The sequence below is a fragment of the Microtetraspora niveoalba genome (assembly GCF_001570405.1).
Taxonomy (GTDB): domain Bacteria; phylum Actinomycetota; class Actinomycetes; order Streptosporangiales; family Streptosporangiaceae; genus Microtetraspora; species Microtetraspora niveoalba.
In genome coordinates this window covers 82985-107499 of record NZ_BBYM01000033.1, presented here as the reverse complement: position 1 = coordinate 107499, position 24515 = coordinate 82985, and the positions used below count along the sequence as shown (strand labels likewise).

General features: G+C 71.9%; 23 protein-coding genes. 13 read left to right on the top strand and 10 right to left on the bottom strand.

Annotated features, from left to right (window positions below):
• Nucleotides 1-86: 86 nt before the first annotated feature.
• Complete coding sequence (locus tag AWQ70_RS29080) at nt 87-1298, bottom strand: RNA polymerase sigma factor (protein ID WP_067182854.1); 1212 nt, start codon at nt 1296-1298, stop codon at nt 87-89.
• Complete coding sequence (locus AWQ70_RS29075; protein WP_067182929.1) at nt 1295-1666, bottom strand: YciI family protein; 372 nt, start codon at nt 1664-1666, stop codon at nt 1295-1297. Before AWQ70_RS29075 ends, AWQ70_RS29080 begins: the two co-directional genes overlap by 4 nt.
• Before the next feature lie 253 nt (nt 1667-1919).
• On the opposite strand from AWQ70_RS29075, the gene AWQ70_RS29070 reads away from it, so the two are divergent.
• The 5 genes from AWQ70_RS29070 (at nt 1920) to pth (ending at nt 7833) form a co-directional block, all read left to right on the top strand.
• Nucleotides 1920-3413 carry an MFS transporter gene (locus AWQ70_RS29070; protein WP_067182850.1) on the top strand — a complete coding sequence of 498 codons (1494 nt, stop codon included), beginning with the start codon at nt 1920-1922 and terminating at the stop codon, nt 3411-3413.
• 306 nt (nt 3414-3719) lie between these two features.
• Nucleotides 3720-5168, top strand: coding sequence for a bifunctional UDP-N-acetylglucosamine diphosphorylase/glucosamine-1-phosphate N-acetyltransferase GlmU (glmU, locus tag AWQ70_RS29065; protein ID WP_067182847.1), 1449 nt, complete (start codon nt 3720-3722; stop codon nt 5166-5168).
• A gap of 254 nt (nt 5169-5422) precedes the next feature.
• On the top strand, nt 5423-6400 hold the full coding sequence (locus tag AWQ70_RS29060) for a ribose-phosphate diphosphokinase (RefSeq protein ID WP_067182926.1): 978 nt from the start codon (nt 5423-5425) through the stop codon (nt 6398-6400).
• 148 nt (nt 6401-6548) lie between these two features.
• Nucleotides 6549-7160, top strand: a complete 612-nt coding sequence (locus AWQ70_RS29055; protein ID WP_067182844.1) for a 50S ribosomal protein L25/general stress protein Ctc — start codon at nt 6549-6551, stop codon at nt 7158-7160.
• A 70-nt stretch (nt 7161-7230) separates the two neighbouring features.
• Nucleotides 7231-7833: an aminoacyl-tRNA hydrolase gene (gene pth, locus AWQ70_RS29050; protein WP_067182841.1), complete on the top strand. Its 603-nt coding sequence runs from the start codon at nt 7231-7233 to the stop codon at nt 7831-7833.
• On the opposite strand, the gene AWQ70_RS29045 is transcribed toward pth, so the two are convergent.
• Nucleotides 7817-8431, bottom strand: coding sequence for a 3'-5' exonuclease family protein (locus AWQ70_RS29045; RefSeq protein ID WP_245647195.1), 615 nt, complete (start codon nt 8429-8431; stop codon nt 7817-7819). The two genes, pth and AWQ70_RS29045, sit on opposite strands and share 17 nt — an antisense overlap.
• A gap of 53 nt (nt 8432-8484) precedes the next feature.
• On the opposite strand from AWQ70_RS29045, the gene AWQ70_RS29040 reads away from it, so the two are divergent.
• The 7 genes from AWQ70_RS29040 to AWQ70_RS29010 all read left to right on the top strand — a co-directional run bounded on the left by AWQ70_RS29040 (nt 8485) and on the right by AWQ70_RS29010 (nt 15879).
• The gene (locus AWQ70_RS29040) at nt 8485-9978 is read left to right on the top strand and encodes a sugar transferase (protein ID WP_084517924.1); all 1494 of its coding nucleotides are present in this window, start codon (nt 8485-8487) and stop codon (nt 9976-9978) included.
• Entirely contained in the window at nt 9979-10770 is a 792-nt protein-coding gene (locus AWQ70_RS29035; protein ID WP_067182834.1) for a 3'(2'),5'-bisphosphate nucleotidase CysQ, read from the top strand.
• A 19-nt stretch (nt 10771-10789) separates the two neighbouring features.
• Complete coding sequence (gene cysD, locus AWQ70_RS29030; RefSeq protein ID WP_067182831.1) at nt 10790-11704, top strand: sulfate adenylyltransferase subunit CysD; 915 nt, start codon at nt 10790-10792, stop codon at nt 11702-11704.
• Nucleotides 11704-12966 carry a sulfate adenylyltransferase subunit CysN gene (cysN, locus tag AWQ70_RS29025; protein ID WP_067182827.1) on the top strand — a complete coding sequence of 421 codons (1263 nt, stop codon included), beginning with the start codon at nt 11704-11706 and terminating at the stop codon, nt 12964-12966. The genes cysD and cysN overlap by 1 nt, the downstream gene beginning before the upstream one ends.
• A gap of 80 nt (nt 12967-13046) precedes the next feature.
• A complete protein-coding gene (locus tag AWQ70_RS29020; RefSeq protein ID WP_245647193.1) occupies nt 13047-14006 on the top strand; it encodes a sulfotransferase in 960 nt (319 codons plus the stop codon).
• Entirely contained in the window at nt 14003-14920 is a 918-nt protein-coding gene (locus AWQ70_RS29015) for a glycosyltransferase family 2 protein (RefSeq protein ID WP_067182820.1), read from the top strand. Before AWQ70_RS29020 ends, AWQ70_RS29015 begins: the two co-directional genes overlap by 4 nt.
• Nucleotides 14920-15879 (top strand): WecB/TagA/CpsF family glycosyltransferase, encoded by a 960-nt coding sequence (locus tag AWQ70_RS29010; protein WP_084517923.1) that lies wholly within the window; start codon nt 14920-14922, stop codon nt 15877-15879. Before AWQ70_RS29015 ends, AWQ70_RS29010 begins: the two co-directional genes overlap by 1 nt.
• On the opposite strand, the gene AWQ70_RS29005 is transcribed toward AWQ70_RS29010, so the two are convergent.
• From AWQ70_RS29005 to AWQ70_RS28980, 6 genes are read right to left on the bottom strand one after another with little or no spacing between them, the layout of a single operon-like run.
• Nucleotides 15827-16750, bottom strand: coding sequence for a sulfotransferase (locus AWQ70_RS29005; protein WP_067182812.1), 924 nt, complete (start codon nt 16748-16750; stop codon nt 15827-15829). The genes AWQ70_RS29010 and AWQ70_RS29005 overlap by 53 nt on opposite strands.
• The gene (locus AWQ70_RS29000; RefSeq protein WP_245647192.1) at nt 16747-18033 is read right to left on the bottom strand and encodes a lipopolysaccharide biosynthesis protein; all 1287 of its coding nucleotides are present in this window, start codon (nt 18031-18033) and stop codon (nt 16747-16749) included. The genes AWQ70_RS29005 and AWQ70_RS29000 overlap by 4 nt, the downstream gene beginning before the upstream one ends.
• Nucleotides 18030-18905, bottom strand: coding sequence for a sulfotransferase (locus AWQ70_RS28995; RefSeq protein ID WP_067182809.1), 876 nt, complete (start codon nt 18903-18905; stop codon nt 18030-18032). The genes AWQ70_RS29000 and AWQ70_RS28995 overlap by 4 nt, the downstream gene beginning before the upstream one ends.
• Nucleotides 18902-19867 carry a hypothetical protein gene (locus tag AWQ70_RS28990; protein WP_067182805.1) on the bottom strand — a complete coding sequence of 322 codons (966 nt, stop codon included), beginning with the start codon at nt 19865-19867 and terminating at the stop codon, nt 18902-18904. Before AWQ70_RS28990 ends, AWQ70_RS28995 begins: the two co-directional genes overlap by 4 nt.
• Nucleotides 19860-21161, bottom strand: a complete 1302-nt coding sequence (locus AWQ70_RS28985; RefSeq protein ID WP_067182802.1) for an O-antigen ligase family protein — start codon at nt 21159-21161, stop codon at nt 19860-19862. Before AWQ70_RS28985 ends, AWQ70_RS28990 begins: the two co-directional genes overlap by 8 nt.
• Nucleotides 21158-22375: a Wzz/FepE/Etk N-terminal domain-containing protein gene (locus tag AWQ70_RS28980; RefSeq protein ID WP_084517922.1), complete on the bottom strand. Its 1218-nt coding sequence runs from the start codon at nt 22373-22375 to the stop codon at nt 21158-21160. The genes AWQ70_RS28985 and AWQ70_RS28980 overlap by 4 nt, the downstream gene beginning before the upstream one ends.
• A gap of 190 nt (nt 22376-22565) precedes the next feature.
• Here AWQ70_RS28980 and AWQ70_RS28975 point away from each other — a divergent pair, with 190 nt between their 5' ends.
• Nucleotides 22566-23606, top strand: coding sequence for a glycoside hydrolase family 26 protein (locus AWQ70_RS28975; protein ID WP_067182795.1), 1041 nt, complete (start codon nt 22566-22568; stop codon nt 23604-23606).
• On the opposite strand, the gene AWQ70_RS28970 is transcribed toward AWQ70_RS28975, so the two are convergent.
• Nucleotides 23578-24480 carry a sulfite exporter TauE/SafE family protein gene (locus tag AWQ70_RS28970; protein WP_067182792.1) on the bottom strand — a complete coding sequence of 301 codons (903 nt, stop codon included), beginning with the start codon at nt 24478-24480 and terminating at the stop codon, nt 23578-23580. The genes AWQ70_RS28975 and AWQ70_RS28970 overlap by 29 nt on opposite strands.
• Nucleotides 24481-24515: the final 35 nt, after the last annotated feature.

Genomic DNA, 24515 nt, shown 5'->3' with positions numbered 1-24515 from the left:
CGGAGCCTGGTCGGATGGTGAGACCGGCCAGGCTCCTTCTTTGTCCCCGTGGGACGGCCTTCTCGACGCCAGGGGCGTCTCCGGGTCTATGTCCTCACCCGGCTTGCCCGGGACTCCAGGTAGCGCCGCTCGGCGACGCTGGCGGTGGACCTCGCGGCGCGCCGGTAGTGCTCGTACGCCCCGGCCGTGTCGCCGGCCTTCTCCAGCAGGTGCGCGCGTACGGACAGCAGCCGGTGATGCCCGGCCATCCGCTCGTCGCCGTCCAATGTGGACAGCAGGGCCAGCCCGGCCGGCGGGTCCTCGGTCTCGGCGAGCGCGATCGCCCGGTTGAGGGTGACCATCGGATTGGGCGCGATCCGTTCCAGGACCAGGTAGAGCGCGTGCACCTGCCGCCAGTCGGTCGCCGCGGCCGTGGCCGCGTCGTCGTGCGTGGCGGCGATGGCGGCCTGCAACTGGTAAGGCCCCAGCGTCGGGCCGGCCAGTGCCGCCTTGACCAGCGCCGTGCCCTCGTCGATCAGCCCGCGGTCCCACTTCGTGCGGTCCTGCTCGTCCAGCGGCACCAGGTCGCCGGCGGCCGTCGTACGTGCCTTCCTGCGGGCGTGGGTCAGCAGCATCAGCGCGAGCAGTCCGGTCACCTCGCCGTCCTCGGGCAGTCGCGCGTGCACCATCCTGGTCAGCCGGATCGCCTCGTGCGCGAGGTCGGCGCGGTGGAGCTCGTTGCCCGAGGAGGCGGTGTAGCCCTCGTTGAAGATCAGGTAGAGAACATGCAGGACGACCCGCAGCCGCTCCTCGCGCTCCGCGTCGTCCGGCGGGCTGAACGAGCTGCCGGCGGCCTTGATGCGCTGCTTGGCCCGGCTGATCCTGGCCGCCATCGTCGCCTCCGGCACCAGGAACGCGCGGGCGATCTCGGCGGTGGTCAGGCCGCCGACCGCCCGCAGCGTCAGGGCGGTCTGGGAGGCCGGGGTCAGCGTCGGATGGCAGCACAGGAACAGCAGGTCGAGCGTGTCGTCGGTGTCCGGTACGTCCTCGGGCGCCACCTCGACGGCCGTCGCCGACTCCCGCTCGCGGCGCGCGTGGTCGCTGCGCATCTGGTCGATGAGCCGCCGCGACGCGACGGTCCCCAGCCAGCCGCGCGGGTTGTCCGGCACCCCCTCGGCAGGCCACTGCACGGTGGCGGCGAGCACGGCTTCCTGTACGGCGTCCTCGCAGCCTTCGAACTGGCCGTGCCGGCGTACCAGCGCACCGAGGACCTGCGGCGTGAGCTCACGCAGCAGGTCCTCGATGGCCGGTGCGGTCATGCCTCCAATTGTCCGTCAGCGAACATCACCTGCCGCACCTCGACTCCCAGCCCCTCGATCGCGGTGTCCGGGATCCGCGCCGCCAGCTCGATCGCCCGCGCCTTGTTCTCGCAGTCGATCAGGTAGAAGCCGCCCAGATACTCCTTGGACTCCAGGAAGGGGCCGTCGGTCACCACCGGCTGGCCGTTGCGTACGGACACCACGGCGGCCTGTGACGGGTCGACCAGCGCCTGGGTGAGGATCAGCTCGCCGGACTTCTTCAGCGCCTCGATGAACCTGCCGTGGCCGTCGCCGATCGCCGCCTTCTCCTCGTCGGTCAGCGCGTCCAGCACGGCCGGGTTGATGTGCATGCTGATCAGGAACTTCATGTCGTACTCCTCGTGACCCACGAGCCCCGGGTGGGCTCTTCGACCAGTTGGTCGGAGCCGCCGATGTCGTCTTGACATCCCCCGCCGGAAATTCTTCACGAGTCGTCGCCGTCCCGCCGCCCGGACCGCGATGTCGTCACGTGACATCCGGCCGCGGCGGACGCGGGGGAGATTTCCTTCCGAGCCGATGTCAAGAAGCGCTCGACCGCTCCGACCACCCGGCGAAACGTCGAGAGAACCGGGAGTTTTCGATATGCGAGTCAACCGGGCATGGCTGGGGCTGGTCGTCCTGGCGTTGCCGACATTGCTCGTCGCGATGGACGCGACGGCGTTGCTCCTCGCCCTCCCACAGCTGAGCGCGGACCTGGGCGCCACCAATGTCCAGCAGTTGTGGATCAGTGACAGTTACGGGTTCATGGTGGCCGGCCTGGTCATCACGATGGGGACGCTCGGCGACCGCATCGGACGCCGGAGGCTGCTGATGATCGGCGGAGCGGCGTTCGCGGTGTTGTCGGTCGTGGCCGCCTTCGCGGCCGGCCCGCTGATGCTGATCGTCGTGCGGGCGCTGCTGGGCGTCGCCGGCGCGACCCTGATGCCGTCCACCCTCGCCCTCATCACCGACATGTTCCGCGATCAGCGGCAGCGCGGGCAGGCCATCGCGATCTGGGCGACCTGCCAGTTCACCGGCGGCGCGCTCGGACCCGTGCTCGCCGGATTCCTGCTCCAGCACTTCTGGTGGGGATCGGTGTTCCTGGCCGCGGTGCCGGCGATGGCGGTGCTGCTGCTCGCCGGGCCGATCCTGCTGCCCGAGTTCCGCGACGACCGGGCCGGCCGGCTGGACCCGGCCAGCGTCGCACTGTCCCTCGTGGCGGTGCTCTCGATGGTCTACGGCATCAAGCAGCTGACCGTCGAGAGCGTGCCGGTCGTCCCGGCGGTGGCCCTCGTCGCCGGCGCGGCCGTCGGTTTCGTGTTCGTCCGCCGGCAACTGCGCCTGGAGACGCCGCTGCTGGACCTGCGGCTGCTCGGCAACCGCCCGTTCACGGCCGTGCTCGTCGGGCTGGTCTTCGCCGGCATCGCCATGGCGGGCACGGGCCTGCTGGTGACCCAGTACCTGCAGAGCGTGCTGGGCTTCTCGCCGGTCGCGTCGGCGCTGCTGTTCGCGCCGATGGGCCTGGGCACGGCGGCGGGCACCATGGCCGCGCCGGCGCTGGCCCGGCGGATGAAGCAGACGACCGCCATCGCCGGCGGGCTGGTGGTGTCGGCACTGGGCAGCCTGCTGCTGGTCGGCGTCGGCGGTGCGAGCGCGCTGCCGCTGGTGATGACCGGCATCGCCGTGCTGGCACTGGGCACCGGCCCGCTGTTCGCGCTGGGCACCGGGCTGGTCGTCGGAGCCGTACCGCCCGAGCGCGCCGGCTCGGCGGCGTCGATGTCGGAGACCAGTAACTACTTCGGCGGTTCGCTCGGGTTCGCGCTGGTCGGCGTGCTGGCCGCGGTGGTCTACCGCGGCCGGATGGACGGGACGTCCGACTCGCTGGCCGGCGCGGTCGCCGCCGCCGGGCGCCTTCCCGCCGGCCAGGGCGCGGAACTGCTGCACGCCGCGCGGGAGGCGTTCACCGCCGGGCTGCACGTCACCGGAGTCGTCGCCGCGGTCATCTTCGCCGGACTGGCGGCACTGATCCTGACCATGCGCCCGGCGACCCGGACCGCACCGGCCGCGCTCCCCGGCTACGAGGCGACCCGTTCATAGAACCCGATTTCGGCTGATCAGATGGGGTTTACGATTACTGTCCGAAGTGTCCGGCAACGTGAACATCGGGACCACGGGCCCGATGCGGTCATCAGGGTGCTTCACGTCGCCTCGATCGGGTGCCCGACCGTCACTTTCCGTGACCCTCCGGAGGGGCGGCGTTCCAGGTGGGGGCTGGATTCCGCCTTGGGGACGGCAGGTAAGCTCACCTTGTCGAGTGGGTGACCGTGCGACGCCCTGGCGGTAGCCGTACGTGATCCTCGAGGCCGACCCGTTTCAATCGCGGATCCGAGGGAGCCCCCGCAAGTGAGTGTGCCGCGCCCTGCCGCCGTCATCGTCCTCGCCGCGGGCGAGGGCACCCGGATGAAGTCGAGAACCCCCAAGGTCCTGCACGAGCTGTGCGGTCGCGCCCTGGTCGACCACATGCTCGGCGCGGCGCGAGGGCTGCGGCCCGAGCGCCTGATCGTCGTGATCGGCCATGCCCGCGAGCGGGTCGAGGCCCATCTGGCCGAGAGCGCGCCGGACGCGCTGACCGTCGTCCAGACCAGCCAGAACGGCACGGGCCACGCCGTACGCACTGTCCTGGAGGCGGTCGGCACGATCAACGGCACGGTCCTCGTCACGTACGGCGACACGCCGCTGCTGCGCGAGGAGACCCTGCGCGAGCTGGTCGAACGGCATGCCGAGGACGGCAACGCGGTCACGGTGCTGACGGCCGTGGTGCCCGATCCCACCGGGTACGGCCGGATCATTCGCGACACCACCGGGGCGGTCCTGGAGATCGTCGAGGAGAAGGACGCGACGCCCGAGCAGCGGGCGGTCGCCGAGATGAACTCCGGCGTCTACGCCTTCGACGGGCTGCTCCTCGCGGACGCGGTCAAGCGGGTGGGCGCGGCCAACGCCCAGGGCGAGGAGTACCTCACCGACGTGTTGTCGATCCTTCGTGAGGACGGCCACCGGGTGGGGGCGCACGTCGCGGCCGACTACGTCGAGGTCGAGGGCGTCAACGACCGGGTCCAGCTCGCGTTCGCCCGGCGGGTGCTCAACGACCGCATCCTCAGGGACCACATGCGCGCGGGCGTCACGATCGTCGATCCGTCCAGCACGTGGATCGACGCCGGGGTGGTGATCGAGCCCGACGCGGTGATCCACCCGGGCACCCAGATCCACGGCGCGACGACGGTGGGGGCCGGCGCGGTCGTCGGCCCGGCGACCACCCTGACGGACACCGTCGTGGGGGAGGACGCCGTGGTGCGCAACGCGGTCTGCGAGGGCGCGGAGATCGGCCCGCAGGCGTCGGTCGGCCCGTACGCGTACCTGCGCCCCGGCACCCGTCTCGGCCGCAAGGGGAAGATCGGCACGTACGTCGAGACGAAGAACGCCGCGATCGGCGACGGCGCCAAGGTGCCGCACCTGACCTATGTCGGGGACGCGACCATCGGCACCGGATCGAACATCGGCGCCGCCTGCGTGTTCGTGAACTACGACGGCGTCGACAAACACCACACGGTCGTGGGCGACCACGTCCGGGTCGGCAGCGACAACATGCTGGTCGCTCCGGTGCGGGTGGGCGACGGCGCCTACACGGCGGCCGGCTCCGTGATCACCAACGACGTCCCGCCCGGGGCGATGGCGGTGGCCCGGGGCAGGCAGCGCAACATCGAAGGGTGGGTCACGCGCCGCCGTGCCGGGACCTCCTCGGCCGAGGCCGCCCGACTCGCTCTGGCGGCTCAGGAAGAGGCCGACCAGGAGTAGAGCCACCACCAGCGGCGTGAAAGCCGTACGCAGCAGACAGCGAGTGCGCTGACCGGCGATCTCCGCCCGATAGGGCGGAGATCGCCGGGAGGGGCGCTGGGAGAGTTCGAGGCGCGGGAGACCGCGTAACTTCCCGAGGGGAAAACAGCCGCCGTGGGCGTGCACAGCGAGCGAGCAAGGGGGCACAGCGAGGTGCCGCGGGTACGGATGACGGATTGCCGGATGAGGGCCGCATGTTCGGCGAGGAGAGCGTCGTGAGTGGAAAGAAGACGGCGGGCGAGCGGAACCTGATGTTCTTCTCGGGCCGGGCGTTCCCCGAGCTGGCCGAGGAGGTGGCGTCGAACCTGGGGGTGGAGATCACCCCGACGGCGCTGCGTGACTTCGCCAACGGCGAGATCTATGTGCGTTATCTGGAGTCGGTCCGGGGCTGCGACGCGTTCGTGATGCAGTGCCACACGGCCCCGATCAACAAGTGGATCATGGAGCAGCTCATCATGGTCGACGCCCTGAAGCGGGCCTCGGCCAAGCGCATCACCGTGATCATGCCGTTCTTCGGGTACGCCCGGCAGGACAAGAAGGGCCGCGGCCGCGAGCCGATCACGGCGCGGCTGATGGCCGACCTGTTCAAGCAGGCGGGCGCGGACCGGCTGATGTCGATCGACCTGCACACCTCGCAGATCCAGGGCTTCTTCGACGGGCCGGTGGACCACCTGTTCGCGTCCCCGGTGCTGATCGACTACCTGCGGGACAAACTCGACCCGGCGACCACGACGATCGTCTCGCCGGACACCGGCCGGGTGCGGCTGGCCGAGCGTTGGTCGGACGCGCTGGGCACCCAGGTGGCGTTCATCCACAAGCGGCGGGACCTGGACGTGGCGAACCAGGTCAAGGTGCATGAGGTGGTCGGCCGCGTCAAGGGACGCACCTGCGTCCTCATCGACGACATGATCGACACGGGCGGCTCGATCTGCAAGGCGGCGGACGCTCTGTACGAGCACGGCGCGACGGACGTGATCGTCGCGGCGACGCACGCGGTGTTCTCGGACCCGGCGGTCGACCGGCTGAAGAACTCGCGGATCTCCGAGGTGGTGGTCACCAACACGCTGCCGCTGGCGGAGGACAAGCGGTTCGACAGCCTGACGGTGCTGTCGATCGCGCCGCTGATCGCCCGGGCGATCGAGCAGGTCTTCACGGACGGCTCGGTGACCAGCCTCTTCGAGGGCGAGAGCTGATCGTCTCGTGAGCCGCGGCCTCCGCCGATGGAGTGGCGGGGGCCGCGGTTCGGGTAGTCTGCTCAAGTTGCGCTCGTAACGCCTTCCGCTAGGGCGGGTGAGGGGGAGCGCGCCATCCGTCAGTCGACTCATCCCTAGGAGATGTGCCGTGTCCGAGGTTCGCATCGCCGCTGAGCTGCGCACGCAGTTCGGCAAGGGCGCCGCTCGCAAGATCCGCCGCGCCGACAAGGTCCCCGCCGTCCTGTACGGCCACGGCACCGAGCCGCGGCACCTGACCCTGCCGGGTCACGAGTTGCTGCTGGCGCTCCGCACCGCCAACGTGCTGATCCACGTGCAGGGTGAGGGCGTCGACGAGCTGGCGCTGCCCAAGGGCGTCCAGCGCGACCCGATCAAGGGTTTCGTCGAGCACGTCGACCTGCTGCTCGTGAAGCGCGGCGAGAAGGTCACCGTCGAGATCCCCGTCACCGTCACCGGTGAGGTCATCGGCAGCGCCCTGGTCGACCAGCAGCTCGTCACCGTGTCCGTCGAGGCCGAGGCGACCCACATTCCGACGGGCGTCGAGGTGGACGTCGACGGTAAGGACGTCGGCTTCGCCGTGACCGCCGGCGACCTGCGGCTGCCGAACGGCGTCACGCTGGCCGGCGACCCCGAGGCGCTGGTGCTGCACGTGATCGCGGCCCAGGCCGCGGAGCTGCCCGCCGAGGGCGAGGAGGCCGCTGAGGCCGCCGAGGGCGAGGCTCCGGCCGAGGCCGCCGAGTAAGGAACGTTTCGCGGGAGATGGTCCTCCACAGGATGTCCTGTGGGGGACTTTCCCATATGAGGAGACGGTGATGGAGGATCAGCGCTGGCTGGTCGTCGGCCTGGGCAACCCCGGGCCGGAGTACGCGGGTAACCGGCACAACGCGGGCTTCATGGTGCTGGACGAGCTGGCGGCGCGGGCCGGCGGCCGGTTCAAGGTGCACAGGTCGCGGGCGGAGATCGTCGAGGGGCGGCTGGCGGGGGCGCCGGCGGTGCTGGCGAAGCCGTTGTCGTTCATGAACCTGTCCGGCGGCCCGGTGAAGGCGCTCGCGGACTTCTACAAGGTGGTTCCGGCGCACGTGGTCGTGGTGCACGACGAGCTGGACATCCCGTACGGCGCGTTGCGGGCGAAGCTGGGCGGCGGCGACAACGGCCACAACGGCCTGAAGTCGATCACGAAGTCGCTGGGGACGCGTGACTACCTGCGGATCAGGTTCGGGATCGGCCGGCCGCCGGGCCGGATGGATCCGGCGGCTTTCGTGCTGAAGGACTTCGCGACGGCGGAGCGCAAGGATCTGCCGTTCCTGGTGGACCGGGCGGCGGACATGGTGGAGTCGCTGGTCAGGACGGGGCTGGAGGCCACGCAGAACGCGTTCCACGCGGGCGACCTGAACCCGGTCAAGCCTCCTCGGTGACCGACGGCGCGGCGGTGGACCGGTCGCCGCCGCGCCAGAGCATGAGGTTCTGGAAGAGCTCGGCCTGCTCGACGGCGTCGTCGAGGGCGTGGTGGGTGTGCCGGCGGGTGGATCTCACCTCGCGCGGCATCTGCCGTTTCGTGGACCAGGCGACGGGGACGCCGGCTTTCGCCGCGTACAGCGTCTTGATGTCGAGGCACCGGGAGTGTCCGAACGGCGACTGCCCGGTGAATTTCATGAAATACCAGTAAATCCACATCCAGTCGTAGGAGAGCGGAAACGCGGCGAGGACGGGCAGCGTGTCCCCGCAGACCTCGCGGACCCAGGCGGCAGCGGCACTCATCGCCTCGGCCGGATGCCATCCGTCCCTGATCAGCGTGTCACGGTCGAGGCCGCTGACCGCGAGGGCGGCGGGGTCGTGGTCGTCGCTGATCGGGCGCAGCTCGGCGTAGAAGGTCTCCGACTCGGGATCGCGCCGTTCGAAGGTCCTGCCCGTCATCCGCCCGGCGACGGCCATGCCGAAACTCACCATCGAATATGGGCCGGGAATGGGACCGTCGGCTTCGATATCGACGGATATATACGTTTCGGCTTTCACGAATTTCTCCTCAAGCGCGGCCATACGGCCGATAGCATTCCGTCACTCTTGGTATGCGTACAGTGACGGATCGACCACGGGCGGGGGCGGGCGTGCAGGAGGGCGAGCTGGCGGCCGCCGTGGGCGCGGCGGGGAAGGTGTCGTCGTCTGCCGTCGCCCGGCCGCCGAGATGGGCCTCGCGGTACCGCTTCCACGCGGCCCTCCTCGACGTCGCCAGCGCTCTCCTCGCCGGGACCGCCGCGGTGGCGGCCCGGTTCGGCGAGGTTACTCCGTACGTCGCCCCGTATGTCGTGATGAGCGCGTTGCTGCCGCTGCTGTGGGTGTGCTCGGTCGGCATCAACCGGGCGTACGAGCCGCGCCTGATCGGGGTGGGGTCGGAGGAGTTCCGCCGCATCGCCCAGTCCGGCTTCACGTTGACCGCCGCCGTCGCGATCGCCGCGTACGTGACGAAGACCGACGTGGCGCGCGGCTACGTGGTGCTCGCCCTGCCCGCGATGACCGGGCTCACCCTCTGCGCCCGGTACGCGCTGCGCCGCAGGCTGCATCGCCGCTGGGCGCGCGGCGGCTGCATGCGCCGGGTGGTGGCGGTCGGTCACCGCGCCGCGATCGGCGACCTGACGCGGCGGTTCCGGCGTGAGCGCTACCACGGGATGGAGATCGTCGCGGCGTGCGTGCCGTACGACTCCTCCGGCGAGGTGGAGGGGGTGCCGGTGCTCGGCGACTTCACCGACGTCCCGCTGGTGGTGGAGCAGGCGGAGGCGGACACGGTGGCGGTGCTGGCGTGCCCGGAGTTGGACGGCACGGCGCTGCGACGGCTGGCGTGGCGGCTGGAGCGCAGCCGGACCGACCTCGTCGTGGCGCCCGCCCTGATGGAGGTGGCGGGGCCGCGCACCACGATCCGTCCGGTGGCGGGGCTGCCGTTGCTTCACGTGGAACATCCGGAGCTGGCCGGGATCCGGCAGCTCATCAAGAACGTCTTCGACCGGGTGGTGGCGGGGCTCGCGCTCGTCGTGTTGTCGCCGCTGCTCGCCGCCCTCGCGGTCGCCGTACGCGTGTCGAGCCCGGGGCCGGCGCTGTTCCGGCAGACGCGGGTCGGCAAGGACGGCGTGGAGTTCACGATCCTGAAGTTCCGCACGATGTGGCAGGACGCGGAGGCGCGGAAGGTCGACCTGGTCAGCGACGCGGGCGGGGTGCTCTTCAAGATCCGCCAGGATCCCCGGGTCACGCCCATGGGCGGCTGGCTGCGGCGCCGCTCTCTTGACGAACTGCCTCAATTGATCAATGTGGTGAAGGGACACATGTCCCTGGTGGGGCCGCGCCCGCCGCTTCCTGAGGAGGTCGCGCGATACCGTGACGACGTCCGCAGGCGGCTCGTGGTCCGCCCGGGCATGACGGGCCTGTGGCAGGTGAACGGCAGGTCGGACCTGTCGTGGGAGGAATCGGTGCGGCTTGACCTGCGTTACGTCGAGAGCTGGTCTCTCATGCTGGATCTGCAGATCCTGTGGAAGACGTGGTCGGCCGTGATACGCGGGGCGGGAGCTTACTGAATGACGATGCGGGACGACCACATCCTGGCGGGAGAGCTGGCGTCGGAGGCGGGAGAGCTGCTGCTGCGGCTGCGCGCCGAGCGGGGCTTCGCCGATCCGAAGGCGTTGAAGGACGCCGGAGACCAGGGTTCGCACGACCAACTGATGGAGGCGCTGCGGCGGCTGCGGCCGGGCGACGCGATCCTGTCGGAGGAGGCCACGCGCGAGGAGCGGCTGGACCCGCGCAGGTTGTCCGCCGAGCGGGTGTGGATCGTCGACCCCCTGGACGGCACCCGCGAGTTCGCCGAGGAGGGCCGGTCCGACTGGGCGGTCCACGTGGCGCTGTGGGAGCGCGGCGCGCTGACGGCGGGCGCGGTGGCGCTGCCCGCGCAGGGCAGGACGCTCACCACCGCCGAGCCCCCGCTGTTGCCGCCCCCGCCCCTGTCGCCGTCCTCGTCCCAGGACGGACGGGGGCGTTTCCGTATCGCGGTCAGCCGCACCCGGCCGCCGGAGTTCGTGGAGAAGCTGGCGCACGAGCTCGGCGCCGACCTGGTGCCGATCGGCTCGGCCGGAGCCAAGATCGCCGCCGTGCTGACGGGCGCGGTCGAGGCGTACGTCCACGCGGGCGGCCAGTACGAATGGGATTCCGCCGCGCCGGTCGCCGTCGCGCTGGCGTCCGGGGCGCACGCGAGCCGGATCGACGGCTCGCCGCTCGTGTACAACCAAGCCGACCCCTCGTTGCCGGATATCCTGGTCTCCCTACCGGATCTGGCGCCAACGTTGCTCGCCGGCATCCGTGACCTGCACAGCTAGCCCGTCGAAGGAATCCCCTATGCTTCAGCGCGACTACACGACGTCGCAGCTCGACGTCCTGGAGGCCGAGGCGATCCACATCATGCGTGAGGTCGCGGCGGAGTTCGAGCGTCCCTGTCTGCTCTTCTCCGGCGGCAAGGACTCCATCGTGATGCTCCGCGTCGCGGAGAAGGCGTTCTGGCCGGCGCCGATCCCGTTCCCTCTCATGCACGTGGACACCGGGCACAACTTCCCGGAGGTCATCGAGTTCCGCGACCGGCGGGCCGCCGAGCTGAACGCCCGCCTGGTGGTGGCCAGCGTGCAGGCGTCGATCGACGCGGGACGGGTGGCGGAGGAGACCGGGCGGCGCGCCTCCCGCAACCGCCTGCAGACCACCACCCTGCTGGACGCGATCGAGGAGCACGAGTTCGACGCCGTGTTCGGCGGCGCCCGGCGTGACGAGGAGAAGGCCCGCGCGAAGGAGCGGGTCTTCTCCTTCCGCGACGACTTCGGCCAGTGGGACCCGAAGAACCAGCGCCCCGAGCTGTGGAACCTGTACAACTCGAAGATCCGCAAGGGCGAGCACATCCGCGTGTTCCCGCTGTCCAACTGGACCGAGCTGGACATCTGGGACTACATCCGGCGCGAGGGGATCGAGATCCCGTCCATCTACTTCGCGCACACGCGCAAGGTGTTCGAGCGGGACGGCATGCTGCTCCCGGACGCGGAGGTGGTGCGCCGCGGCGAGGACGAGCCGCTGTACGAGGCCACCGTCCGCTATCGCACCGTCGGTGACATGACGTGCACCGGCGCGGTGGCGTCCACCGCGGTGACCGTCGAGCAGATCATCGAGGAGATCGCGGTGACGCGGCTCACCGAGCGCGGCGCGACACGCGCCGACGACCGGGCATCGGAGGCCGCGATGGAGGACCGCAAGAAGGAAGGCTACTTCTAATGGACATCCTTCGTTTCGCCACCGCGGGTTCGGTCGACGACGGCAAGTCCACGCTGATCGGGCGGCTGCTGTTCGACTCCAAGGCGATCTTCGAGGACCAGCTGGAGGCGGTCGAGCGGACCTCGCGCGACCGCGGCACCGAGTACACCGACCTGTCGCTGCTCACCGACGGCCTGCGCGCCGAGCGGGAGCAGGGCATCACGATCGACGTGGCGTACCGCTATTTCGCCACGCCGAAGCGGAAGTTCATCATCGCCGACACCCCGGGCCACATCCAGTACACCCGGAACATGGTCACCGGCGCCTCGACCGCCGACCTGGCGATCATCCTGATCGACGCGCGCAAGGGCGTGCTCGAGCAGTCGCGGCGGCACGCGTTCCTGACGACGCTGCTGCGGGTGCCGCACCTGGTCCTCGCGGTGAACAAGATGGACCTGGTCGACTACGCCGAGGAGCGGTTCGAGGAGATCCGGGAGGAGTTCACCTCCTTCGCGTCCAAGCTGAACGCGGCGGACCTCACGTTCATCCCGATCTCGGCGCTGCACGGCGACAACGTGGTCTCCCGGTCGGAGAACATGCCGTGGTACCAGGGGTCGTCGCTGCTGCACCACCTGGAGAACGTGCACATCGCCTCCGACCGGAACCTGGTGGACGTGCGCTTCCCCGTCCAGTACGTGATCCGGCCGCACAACGCGACCAGCCAGGAGCTGCACGACTACCGGGGGTACGCGGGCCAGGTGGCCGGCGGCGTGCTGAAGCCGGGCGACGAGGTGACCCACCTGCCGTCCGGGCTGACGACGCGGATCGCGGCGATCGACACGTTCGACGGCCCGGTCGAGGAGGCGTTCCCGCCGATGTCGGTCACCCTCCGGCTGGAGGACGACATCGACATCTCGCGCGGAGACCTGATCTGCCGGCCGCACAACCAGCCCGCCGCCGCTCAGGAGATCGACGCGATGGTGTGCTGGATGGCCGACTCGGTCAAGCTGCAGCCCCGGTCCAAGCTGATCATCAAGCACACGACGCGTACGGCTCGGGCCCTGGTCAGGGACCTGCAGTACCGGCTGGACGTCAACACGCTGCACCGGGACGAGGCGGCGACGTCGCTCGGCCTCAACGAGATCGGCCGGGTGTCGCTGCGGGTCACGCAGCCGCTGTTCGTGGACGACTACGCCCGTAACCGGCTCACCGGCGGGTTCATCCTCATCGACGAGGCCACGAACGGCACGGTCGGCGCCGGGATGATCGTCGACGCGCGGTAGATCCTCGGCCGTTCCATGAACGGCTGATTACCTGAAGCGCTAGGGTCGTCACGTTCCGTATCCACATGGTGGAGGGGCTCGTGACTGAGGCTCAGCCGGTGATCTTCGTGGGTGGGCTCGGCCGCAGCGGCACCACGTTGCTGGAGCGGCTGCTGGGCGAGCTCCCCGGGGCCGTGCCGCTCGGAGAGGTCGTCCATCTCTGGGCGCGCGGCGTCCACGCCGACGAGCCGTGCGGGTGCGGAGAGCCCTTCTCGCGCTGCCCCTTCTGGGGCAAGGTGGGTGACCTGGCGTTCGGGCGCTGGACGGCGGGCGAGGCCGACCGTGTGCTCCGCCTGCGGGCCGGCGTGGACCGCACCCGCCGTCTCCCGCTGCTCGCCCTCGGCGGGTTCCCGGCCTTCGGGAGGGGCCGCCGGGCGGCCGAGCTGCGCGCGTACGTGTCGGCCTATGCCTCGATCTACGCCGCGGCGGCCGAGGTCGCCGACGGCGACTGGGTGATCGACTCCAGCAAGCACGCCTCCCTGGCGTGCTGCCTGGCCGCCGCCGGCGGGACGCGGGCCCGGCTGCGGGTCGTCCACGTCGTACGCGATCCGCGGGCGGTGGCCGCGTCGTGGCGCAGCGACGTGACCCGGCCCGAGGACGGACGCCCGATGGCCCGCTGGGCGCCGGGGCGCACGGCGGTCCACTGGCTCGCCCAGAACCTCGCGTTCGAGCTGCTGCGCCGGAGGGGCGTGCCCGTCGTCCGGATCCGGTACGAGGACCTGCTGCTCCGCCCGGCCGAGACGCTGCGGGAGCTGGCCGCCGAGCTGGGGCTGCCGCTGCCGCCCGGCGCGCTGCCGTTCCTCGACGGCAGAGAGGCGCTCCTCGGGGTGGCGCACACCGTGTCCGGCAACCCCATGCGGTTCGCGGTCGGGCGGGTGCGGTTCAGCGAGCGCCGGGTCGCCCTGCCGCCCGCCCACCGGCTGCTGGTCACCGCGCTGACCTGGCCGCTGCTCCTGCGGTACGGCTATCGCCCGGCGGCGCGGGCGGGGGCCGCGGCGTGAAGCCGTCCGTGGGCGTGGTGATCCCGACGCGGGGAGAGCGGCCGGAGCTGCTCGCTGCGGCGGTCGCGGGGGTGCTCGACCAGGAGTACGGCCGGCGGCTCCGGGTGGTCGTGGTGGTCGACGGCGGCGGTGACGTGATGGGCCCGGCCGAGCAGGTGGCGGATGTGGTGGCGGCGGCCCGGGGGAACGTCCGGGTGGTCGCGAACCGGCGCGGCGCCGGGCTGCCGGGGGCCCGCAACACCGGCATCGACGAGCTGGACACCGATCTGGTGGCGTTCTGCGACGACGACGATCTGTGGCTGCCCGGCAAGCTCGCCGCGCAGGTGGAGGCGCTGGAGCGCGAGCCGGAGGCCGACTTCGCGAGCTGCTCGATCGAGGTCGAGTACGGCTCGCGCCTGGTGCCCCGGCAGGCGGGGACCGAGCGGGTCACCCGGGCGGAGCTGGCACGGTCGCGGATGGTGATGGTGCACTCCTCGACGTTCCTGTTCCGCGCGTCGGCGGGGTACCGGGCGGACGAGAGCGCCCCCGGAGGGCAGAACGAGGACTGGGATCTCGCGCTGCGCGCGGCGGCCCGGCACCCGATCGTGCATGTGGACCGGCCGCTCGTCCGGGTGCGCTGGGGCAGATCCGGATATGTCGCCAGATGGGCGGATCGGATCGCGGGGCTGGAGTGGATGCTGGCCCGGCACGCCGACCTGGAGGCGGACCCGCGGGGCGCGGCCCGGATCTACGGCCAGATGGCGTTCCACCACGCCGCGCTCGGCCGCCGCAGGGATGCCGGCCGCTGGGCGTGGAAGGCGTTCTCGGCGCACCGCCGCGAGCCGCGCGCCGCCGTGGCGCTGGCGGTCGCCACCGGGCTGGTGCCCGCGCGGGTCGTGCTCGGCCTGCTGCACACCCGCGGCCGGGGCATCTGATGCCGCCCACGCGGGTGCGCGTCGCCGGGGTGGAGCTGGACCCGCTCACCGAGGACGAGGTCGTGACGCGGGTGTTCGAGGAGTTGCGTCGTGGCCGGGGCGGCCACCTGCTCACTCCCAATGTGGACATCTGCCGGCAGGCGGCGCGCGACCCCGGGCTGCGCGCTCTGGTCCGGCGGGCGGACATCGCCGTCGCGGACGGCATGCCGCTGGTGTGGGCGGCGCGGCTGCTCGGCACACCGCTCCCCGGGCGGGTGACCGGCGCCGATCTGATCTGGGCGCTGTCGGAGGCCGCGGCGCGTCACGGCGTCCCCGTCTACCTGCTGGGCGGCCCACCCGGCGTGGCGGAGGCGGCGGCGGTGGCGCTGCGGGCGCGCTGCCCGCGCCTCGTCGTCGCCGGGACTGACGCCCCGCCGTACGGGTTCGAGACCGCGCCGGGAGGCGTGGCGGCGATCGGGGACGCCCTGCGGGCGGCGGCGCCGGGCCTGGTCTTCGTCGGGCTGGGGTTCCCCAAGCAGGACCGGCTGATCGAGGCGCTGCGCGCCGATCTGCCGGGCGCGTGGTTCGTCGGCTGCGGATCCGCGGTCGCCTTCGCCGCCGGCGCCGTACGGCGTGCGCCGGAGTGGATGCGCGGCGCGGGCCTGGAGTGGTTGTTCCGGCTGCTGTCCGAGCCGGCCCGGCTGGGCCGCCGCTATCTCGTGGACGACGTGCCCTTCGCGTCGCGGCTGCTCGCCGGGTGCCTGCTGCGGCGCGCGGTCCACAGGCGCCCGGTCGACGAGCGCCCGGTCGACAAGCGCACAGCACACAAGCGCACAGCACACAAGCGCCCGGCCGACGAGCGCACGGTCCACAGGCGCGCGGTGCTCACGCGCGGGGGCCTCGGTCCGGGGCCGGAGTGGAGCGCGGTCAGAGCGGAGCCGACGTCAGCTCGCGGATCCGGGACACCTCGCCGGGGGTGAGCCGCTCCCGGTACGTCCCGAGCGCCGCCCGCGAGTCCATGGGGCGGAACGCGGTCCTGGACAGGCCGGTCCAGGCGAAGCCGGAGGCCGGAGCGGCGGCGGGAGCCGTACAGGCCGCGGCCACGCGCCGGGCCGCCCGTTCCGACCAGGGCAGGCCGCACCAGGTGTAGAGGTCGCGGAAGCCGTCCAGCGGAGCGGAGGCGAGCGACTCGTAACCGACGACGCGGACGCCGGGATCGGCGGCGGTCAGGTCGGCCGTCACCCGTCGGGCCACCCGCCACAGCGCCGCCGCCTTGGCCAGGGGGTCCCGCGAGCCGACGAGCGGGCGCAGCTCCTCGACGCAGGGGTGGTCGCGGACGAGGAGCGGCTGTTCGAGCAGCTCGTGGAAGTCGACCGACCAGCCGAGCCGCCGCCAGCTCCCGACGAACGACACCGGGTCCCTGACCATGACGACGACCCGGCAGCCGAGCCGCCGGGAGAACCAGGCGGCGGAGAACAGCGCGAACGGGTCGTCCAGGAGGGCGCGCCGTCCCAGAAGGCGGCCGGCCAGGAAGGCCGTGCCGTACTTGGCCGTGCGGGCGAGGTCGCGGGGGCGGTGGTTGCGCCGCAGCTCGGCGAGGAGGCCGTACCGCAGCCCCACCGTGCGGGAGAACGCCGCAAGCCAGGGCGACTCGTCGTCCGGGCAGATGTACTGGAAGCGGTGGGTCACGGACGCGTCGAGCACGCCCGGGCAGCGTCCCGGCGGGTGCTCGGGGTTGAGGGGCTCGTTGACGTAGACGAGGCGGCCGCTCGCGGCGAGCATCTTCCCGGCCCAGCTCGTGCCGCTGCGGGGCAGCCCGGTCACGAGCAGCGGCGGTCCGTCCCCGGTCACGCGGCCACCCGCAGGCCGAAGGCCGCCAGGCTGTGCCGGCCGAACGGGCGCAGCCCGTAGCGGACGGAGATCTGGGCGAGCGGCAGCAGGTTCTTCACCAGGACGCCGCCGGACCAGCCGAGGGCGGCTCCGAGGGCGCCGTGCCCGGGGACGAGGAGCACGTCGAGGACGACGGTCACGCTGACCGCGCAGGCGGTGTTGACCAGGCTGGCCGTGGTGTGCCCCGAGGCGATCAGCATGACGTCGACCATGCCGCACGCGCTGGCGATCATCATGGTCGCGGAGAGCACGAGCGCCACCGACGTGCCCCGGGCGTACGACGTGCCGAAGATCCGCAGCAGCCACGGGGCGAGCGCCGCGTAGCCGAGCCAGACCGGCCAGGTGACCATGACCAGCCACATCGTGGCCGTCTGGTAGAGCTGCCTGGCCCGGTCGAGGTCGCCCTGGGAGAGGGCCCGGACCAGCCCCGGCTGCACGGCCTGCGCGAGCCCCTGCCCGGCGAGCTGGCCGACCACCTTGAACCGGGTGGCGGCCGTGTACACGGCGGCGGGGGCGGGCCCGGCGAGCGCGGCGACGATCACGACGTCGAGCCGCTGGAAGACGGCCTGGATCGCGGCGGCGGCCGAGCGCGGCCCGGTGTACCGCCAGAAGCGGCCCCAGCGGACGGTCATGGTGCGCCCCCTGAGCCGGCGGGCGGCGACCGCGCCGACCGGGAGGGCGGGCAACGCCCACGCGGCGGTCAGGACGGGTACGGGCGCCCCGGCGAGCAGCCCGCCGGAGAGCAGCGCCACCTGGCCGAGCGGCTGCGCGACGCCGCTCAGGAACAGGGTGGGGCGCATGCTGCCGAGCCCGCGGGTGGCGGCGATCAGGACGTCGGCGACGGCGACCGCGGGCAGCGCCGCCGCGAGCACCGGCCACACGCCCGCCGGGACGCCGACGAGCGGGGCGAGCAGGCCGCCGAAGGCGGCGACGGCCACGGCGACGACGAGCGAGAGGGCCACGACGGGGGCGAGCGCGACCAGCAGCACCGGGCGGCCGGCGGGCGCGGGGTCGTCGGCCTGCCCGGCGAGGAAGTAGACGAGGCCGTTCCCCGTGTCCAGGCGGACGATCCCGGCCAGCATCAGGCACAGCGCCGTGGCGGCGAAGAACGCCCCCGCGTGGGCGGGGGAGAGCGACCGGGTCACCACCAGGGCGAGAAGGAACTGTGCCGCCGCGCCGGTCGCGGCCCACAGCAGCCCGGCCGCGCTCTTGCGGGCCAGCGGGAGGTCCCGCCGCCGGGTCACCGGAGCGCGTCCCGGCCGGACCGCCAGGACGGCTCGGCGCCGAGCCAGGGGGTGAGCAGGGCGTCCCACGGGGCGAAGTGCTCGGACAGGCGGCGCCGTACGGACGGGGGCATGTCGGCGGCGCGCGGCTGGGCGTTGTGCCGTTCGAAGAGCGGGTCGCCGAGCCGGGGCAGGCCGAGGAAGTCGACGACCCGGTCGTAGACGGGCCGGGGGTCGCGGAAGAACTGCCCGCTGTCCAGGACGAGCACCTGGTCGCGTCCGACGAGCAGTTCGAGGCGCGCGAGCTGCTCGGCGTACCGGCCGCGCGCGACGTAGGCGTGGTGGCGGTGGCTGTGGCTGGCCGAGTGGGGGGAGACGCGGAGGCGGTGCGCCTCGTCGGCGAGGCGCTCCTGCTCCAGGTCCAGGGCGCGCTCGAAGGACGCCTCGGTCTCGAAACCCCGGGCCAGCTCGTGCGCGTGCGCGGAGTAGGCGCGCTCCACCGGGTCCCTGACCAGCACGATCAGCTTGGCTCCCGGCAGGTCCCAGGCGATCCGCGCGGGAGCGAGCGGGTGGAACAGGTAGTACGGCGAGGACTCGAACGCCTGCGCCTGGTGGCCGTGGCGGCGTTCCAGCCGCCGGGCGGCGGCCCTGCGGGGGAAGTGCGCCTGGTACCAGGTGAGGCCCTTCTCGTAGGCCATGTCGAAGTAGTGGACGCCCTTGCGCAGCACCGGCTTCATGATCAGCGGGTGGCGGGAGAGCGCCCGGTACAGCGAGGTGGTGCCGCACCGCTGCGCGCCGACGATCAGGAACGAGGGCAACATCCTGCCTCCCACGGTGAGCCTGCCCGTGGTCAAGGAGACGGCGTGCGCCGAGCGCTTGAGGGTGGACTTCACAGCAGGGGCTCCAGATGGTCGACGAGTGGGTTGAGCCAGGTGGCGGCCGGCCCGAGTGGTTCGTGGCCGTCTCGGTCGTGCCGGTCGGCGAGCGTGATCAGGTAGTGCGCGGCGGTCCGCCTGGCCTCCGCCGCCGAGAGCCCGAACGGCGCGAGGAGGGGCACGGCCCGGGCCAGGCAGGCGCGCGTGGCGTCCACCGGGCCCATGCGTTTGAGCACTCGGTGCAGGAAGTGGTGGAGCGCGTCGAAGCCGAGGGGGACGCCGGTGCCGAACCGCTCCCAGTCCCAGACGAGGAGCCGCCCGTCGGCGCCGGGAGCGATGTTCCACGGGGCGAAGTCGCCGTGCCAGGCGTGCGATCCGCCGGAGCGCGTCTGGGCGTCCTCGGCGTGGTCGCCGAGGGAGGCGATCTCGGCGACGGCCGCGTCGAGCAGGCCGGGCGGGACCGCCGCCGACGTGACCGGCAGCGGCGTGAGGACCAGCACCTCCAGGCCGTGCCATCGGCCGTGGTGCAGGATGACGGGCACCGAGACCGTCTTCAGCGGGCGGTCGGCGAGCATGCGCAGGGTGTCGCTCTCGTGCCGGACCAGCGCGGCGGCCCGCGGCGAGTCGCCGATCTTGACGAAGCCGAGCAGGTCGCCCGGCCCGCGTCCCGAGCCGTCCGGGGCGGAGTGCGCGGTGAGGATCGGTTTGCGGTTGGCGCGGCGGGCCGGCCGTACGCGGAGCACGGTGCGGACCGGGCGGCCGAACACGTCGCTCAGGTACGTCTCGATCGTGTCGGGGCCGTCGGGCACCAGCACCCGCCCGCGGCGCCCCAGGACGGAGTGCCAGCGGGTACGCGGGACGAGCCGCCGGGGGACGAGCCGGTGCGGGAGGACCGTGCGCGCGGTCGCCGTCGTCGAGGGCGGATAGAGCAGGCCGATGACCTCGTGGAGGTAGCGCAACCGGGCTTCGGCGTCACCCATGCGCCCACCTCCCGTTCAGCGGCGTCCGCCGCCGCTGGGCCGCGTTGCGCCACAGCAGGGCGAAGGAGATCAGGTAGAGGCTCAGGGCGCTGACCATGCCGTCGTAGACGAACATGTAGAAGAGCACGAGGATCATGACGAGCGTCCCGGCCTGCCCGATCGGCGACCTGTCGCGCCAGTGGCGCCGTACGGCGCCGAGGAAGAACCCGACGTACAGCGCCGCGCCGGCGAAGCCCTGCGTGATGAGCGTGAGCCAGAGCTGGCCGTCGCTGCCGAGCGGGGGATGGCCGCAGGTCGGGCACCACGCGGTCTTGCCCGTCGTGATCGTGGAGTAGTTGCCGTACGCGTTGCGGGTGCTGCCGTAGCCGATCACGGGGGAGGCGGCGGCGGCGCGTACGGTGGACGCCACGGTGAAGGCGCGGATGTCGTTGCTGTGCGGGTTGTCCAGCCGTTGCCCCACGATCGCGCCGAGCGGGGACAGCAGCAGCGCCGCGCCGGCGAGGGCCACGGCGGTGCCGACGACGAGGGGCCGCCAGCGGAAGGCGAGGTAGGCGGCGGAGAGCCCGAGCCCGATCCACAGGCCGCGGTTGAGCGAGTAGACGATGGGGATCGCGGCCAGCGGCAGCAGCACGGCGACCGCCGCCCGCCGCCACGGCCCGCCGTACGTCCACCAGCCGACCACGAACCAGACGAGCAGCACCGAGATGTTGCTGCCCCAGGCGTTCGCCCACTCGAACGGCGCCTCGGGCCGGGGTGAGGCGTGCCCGAGCACGTGCTGCATCTGGGCGGCGGTCGGGTGGATGAGGTTGCTGACGAAGGAGTTCCCGCCGATCCAGTCGGGGAGCAGCATCTCGACGGGGGCGGTGAAGTGGAAGCCGGGGGCGACCACTCCGAGCAGCCCGCCCGCCACGGTGGTGAGGAACAGCACGCCGAGCAGCCGGACCAGGGCGAGCTGGGGAAGCTCGTCGAGGGTGAGGTTGCCCAGGTAGAGCACCATGACGGCGAGCGCGAGGTAGACGGCGAAGCGCATCAGATAGCCGAGGATCCGGCCGGTGGACAGGTCGCCGTACGTGCCGGGCGGGTTCTCGGCCAGGGCCAGCGCGCTGACCGCGTATCCGGCCAGCAGGAGCATCCACAGGCCCATGCCCGTCGGCACCTTGATCGGACGCCTGCGCCAGAGCACCACGGCCATCGGTATCGCGACCACGACGATCGACAGCCCGCCCAGGCCGAGCGCCCACCAGATCGGATAGCCGGCGAGCAGGGCGGCGATCGGCCACACCGCCGGTCTCATGCGTTCTGCTTCATCGAGCGCGGCGGCATGGGCAGGGTGGGCGGAACGGTGACGGCGCCGAGCACGGTCGTGCCCTGCCTGTTCAGGCGGCGTACGGTCTGGGCGACCTCGGTGGACGTGGTGCGGCGCAGGCCGAGGAGCAGCACGGCGGCGCCGGGCCGGTCGGCGGGGTCGGTGACCACGGTGACCGGCGCGAGGTGGGAGAGCGCGGCGCCGAGGCGTTCGGCGACCGGCGGTCCGGCGACCGTGCCGAGCTCGGCGACCAGCAGGCGGTGGTAGCCCTCGCCGAGGGCGGCGACCACGCCGGCCGCCAGGGAGCGGAAGGCCCCCGGATCGGCGCGCAGCGGGATGTCGGCGAGCAGCGGCAGCGTGGTGAGGCGCTCGACGTCCGCCGGGGCGCGCAGCCGGGTGTCCAGGCGGTCGCGGGCGAACGCGGCGCCCGTGCCGGCGAGGAGGCCGAGGAAGAGGCCGCTGCCGAGGTACAGCGGGGCGCTCGGGGCGCTGGGGGACGACGGGGGGCGGGCCTGGCTGATCACCGCTCCCGGCGTGATGGCGACGGTCTTGAGCGCGTCGTACTTGAGGGTGAGGCTGTAGACCTGGCGGCCGAGCACGGACTGCTGGTGCTCGGCGACCACGCGGGCGGCGGAGCCGCGGGGCAGGGTGGCGACGCTCTCCGCGGCTTTGCCGAGGTCGCCGTCCACCTCGTGCAGCTGGGTGGTCAGCGCCTTCATCTGGGCGGCCAGGGTGCGGGCGGCGGACAGAGAGCGGTTCTGGAGGTACGCGTCGGCGAACGCCTGCGCGCCGGCGGCGGCCGAGATGGGGTCGCCGGCGGTGAACCAGATGGAGAGGATCGCGGAATTGGGCGGCACGTCCACGGTGACCTGCTCCCGCAATTCCTCCGAATCAGTCTTTTTCAAAATTTCAGCGGCTTTGGCGGCAACTGTCGCAGAGTGGGCGATTTGTGCTTCCGTATCAAGATTGAGGGGTTCGCGCTGGCGCGAGGTGACCTGGTTGACCTGATCCTGCACGCCGGTCGGAAGCACCTGGACCTGCGCGACCGCCGCGTATTCCTTGGGGGTGACGACCAGCAGCCCGACGCCGCCCGCGATGCCCGCCATCAGGCATGACGCGACGAGCAGCCGACGGCGGCGGAGAACCGAACCGTAGTCGGCGAGATCCCTGGTGTGCGGCGGCGGAAAAGAAGATCTCACCATGCCCACGAACTATAGGCGCGGTTGTGGTTTTCCCCATCGGATATTGAAAGATTTTCTTCCGCAGAATTACCCGGCAATAGCGATCATTGATGCGACATGTCCGATGGTGCGATATCACAAAGTTCCCCTCGATCTTCCCTCGAGTAATGGCAAGGTGAGCACCCGAAGTCGTTCAAACGAAGGGGGAAACGTGCGGCGAACAGCGCTGATCGGACTGACGGCACTGCTGGCGGGATGCTCGCCCGCGCCCGGAGCGCCGGTGCGGGGCGCGCGCACCGACCACGACAGCAGGCTCGGCACGCACGGGGCCATGTCCTGTACGGTCACCGCGAAGCTGATCCCGACCTGCGGGGCCTGGTGGGGCATCGCGCCGGACATCTTCACCGGCCGGCGGGTGGACGAGGCCACCCTGCGGGCCGAGCGGCGGATGGGACGCCGCGTCGACATCGTGCACGTCTACCACCGGGGCGGGGAGTTGTTCCCCACGCCGTTCGAGCGCGAGCTCGCCAACGGGCGGCGGCTGCTGCTGATCAACTGGAAGCCGTCCATGACCGCGAGCTGGGCCGAGGTCGCGAGCGGGGCCGTCGACCACCGCATCGACGCGCTCGCGGCGTACATCAGGCGGACCTTCCCCGGCCGGTTCTTCCTCACGATCCACCACGAGCCGGAGAACGACGTGCGGCTCGACGGCGGCTACTCCGCCGAGGACTACGTCGCGATGTTCCGCCACGTCGTCTCCCGGCTGCGCAGCAAGGGGGTGACGAACGCCGTCACCGTGATGACGTACATGGGCGCGCCCAACTGGGCCACCAAACCGTGGTTCGACAAGCTGTATCCGGGCGACGACGTGGTGGACTGGATCGGGCTCGACCCGTACGCCGACGCGCGGGTCCACGACTTCGCCAGCCTCGTCAACAAGACCCGGCCGGACCATCCGCAGTGGCCGGGGTTCTACCGCTGGATCCAGTCGCGCTTCCCGGGAAAGCCGATCATGCTTTCGGAGTGGGGGGCCTTCGAACGGCCGCACATGCCGCAGTTCAAGCCGCGGTTCTTCGCCTCGGTCGCCCGGCAGATCGGCGACTACCCGCAGATCAAGGCGCTGGTCTACTTCGACTCGCCGGCCGCGCCGCGCGGGGACACGCGGTTCGACGCGACCACCGCCGCGGACCGGGCGTTCTCCAGCCTGGCCGGGGGGCCGTACTTCAGTGGGACGCAGGTTCCCACGCGCTGATCGGCCGCTCCCGCACGGCGCGCGCCCTGGCCATCCGCCACGTGACGGCGGCGGCGACGCCGAAGCAGGCCACGACGACCAGCAGGGGCACGTTCCCCACGCCGAGGAGCTTGAGCGCCGAGGCGAGCAGCACGACGGCCAGCGCCAGCCGGATCACCTGGTCCGGCGCCCAGGCCGAGATCCGGGACCCGATATAGACGCCGGGGACCGACCCGAGCAGCAGCGACGCGGTGAGATCGAGCTTGAAGTCGCCGAAGAGGATGTGGCCCACGGCCGCCGAGGCGACCAGCGGCACCGCCTGGACGAGGTCCGTGCCGACGAGCTGGTTGGCGCGCAGCGCCGGATAGACCATCACCAGCGCGACGACGATGAGCGAGCCGGACCCGACCGAGGTCACCCCCACGACGAGGCCGCCGACCATACCGATCAGTACAGTCGGTATTGGGCGCACGACGACATCCCGCGCGGAGATCGCGCCCACCCCCTGACGCAGGCTCAGCAGCGACTTCGCCAGCAGGCCGGTGAGCGCGAGCAGCAACGCCACCCCGAGCGCGTACTTGACGGCCTGCTGCATCTGCTCGCCCTCGCCGAACAGCCGGGCGGCGAACACCCCGGCGAACGCCATGGGCACCGATCCGAGGCACAGCCAGCCCACCATGCGCAGGTTGACCGTGCCGTTGCGCAGGTGGACCAGGCCGCCCACCGGCTTCATGACCGCGGACGCGACGAGATCGCTGGAGACCGCCGCGAGCGGCGGCACGTTGAAGAACAGCATCATCATCGGCGTCATCAGGGCGCCTCCGCCCATGCCGGTCAGCCCGACGATGATCGCCACCAGGAACGAGCCCGCCACCAGCGCCGGATCGATCTCCATGGGTCCCTCACCGCTCCTCGTTCATCTCGGCGTGG

Coding starts and splice junctions, on each gene's coding strand:
- AWQ70_RS29080 (WP_067182854.1), bottom strand. CDS start 1,298: ATGACCGCACCGGCCATCGAGGACCTGCTGCGTGAGCTCACGCCGCAG.
- AWQ70_RS29075 (WP_067182929.1), bottom strand. CDS start 1,666: ATGAAGTTCCTGATCAGCATGCACATCAACCCGGCCGTGCTGGACGCG.
- AWQ70_RS29070 (WP_067182850.1), top strand. CDS start 1,920: ATGCGAGTCAACCGGGCATGGCTGGGGCTGGTCGTCCTGGCGTTGCCG.
- pth (WP_067182841.1), top strand. CDS start 7,231: ATGGAGGATCAGCGCTGGCTGGTCGTCGGCCTGGGCAACCCCGGGCCG.
- AWQ70_RS29040 (WP_084517924.1), top strand. CDS start 8,485: ATGCGTACAGTGACGGATCGACCACGGGCGGGGGCGGGCGTGCAGGAG.
- AWQ70_RS29035 (WP_067182834.1), top strand. CDS start 9,979: ATGACGATGCGGGACGACCACATCCTGGCGGGAGAGCTGGCGTCGGAG.
- cysD (WP_067182831.1), top strand. CDS start 10,790: ATGCTTCAGCGCGACTACACGACGTCGCAGCTCGACGTCCTGGAGGCC.
- cysN (WP_067182827.1), top strand. CDS start 11,704: ATGGACATCCTTCGTTTCGCCACCGCGGGTTCGGTCGACGACGGCAAG.
- AWQ70_RS29010 (WP_084517923.1), top strand. CDS start 14,920: ATGCCGCCCACGCGGGTGCGCGTCGCCGGGGTGGAGCTGGACCCGCTC.
- AWQ70_RS28990 (WP_067182805.1), bottom strand. CDS start 19,867: ATGGGTGACGCCGAAGCCCGGTTGCGCTACCTCCACGAGGTCATCGGC.
- AWQ70_RS28985 (WP_067182802.1), bottom strand. CDS start 21,161: ATGAGACCGGCGGTGTGGCCGATCGCCGCCCTGCTCGCCGGCTATCCG.
- AWQ70_RS28980 (WP_084517922.1), bottom strand. CDS start 22,375: ATGGTGAGATCTTCTTTTCCGCCGCCGCACACCAGGGATCTCGCCGAC.
- AWQ70_RS28970 (WP_067182792.1), bottom strand. CDS start 24,480: ATGGAGATCGATCCGGCGCTGGTGGCGGGCTCGTTCCTGGTGGCGATC.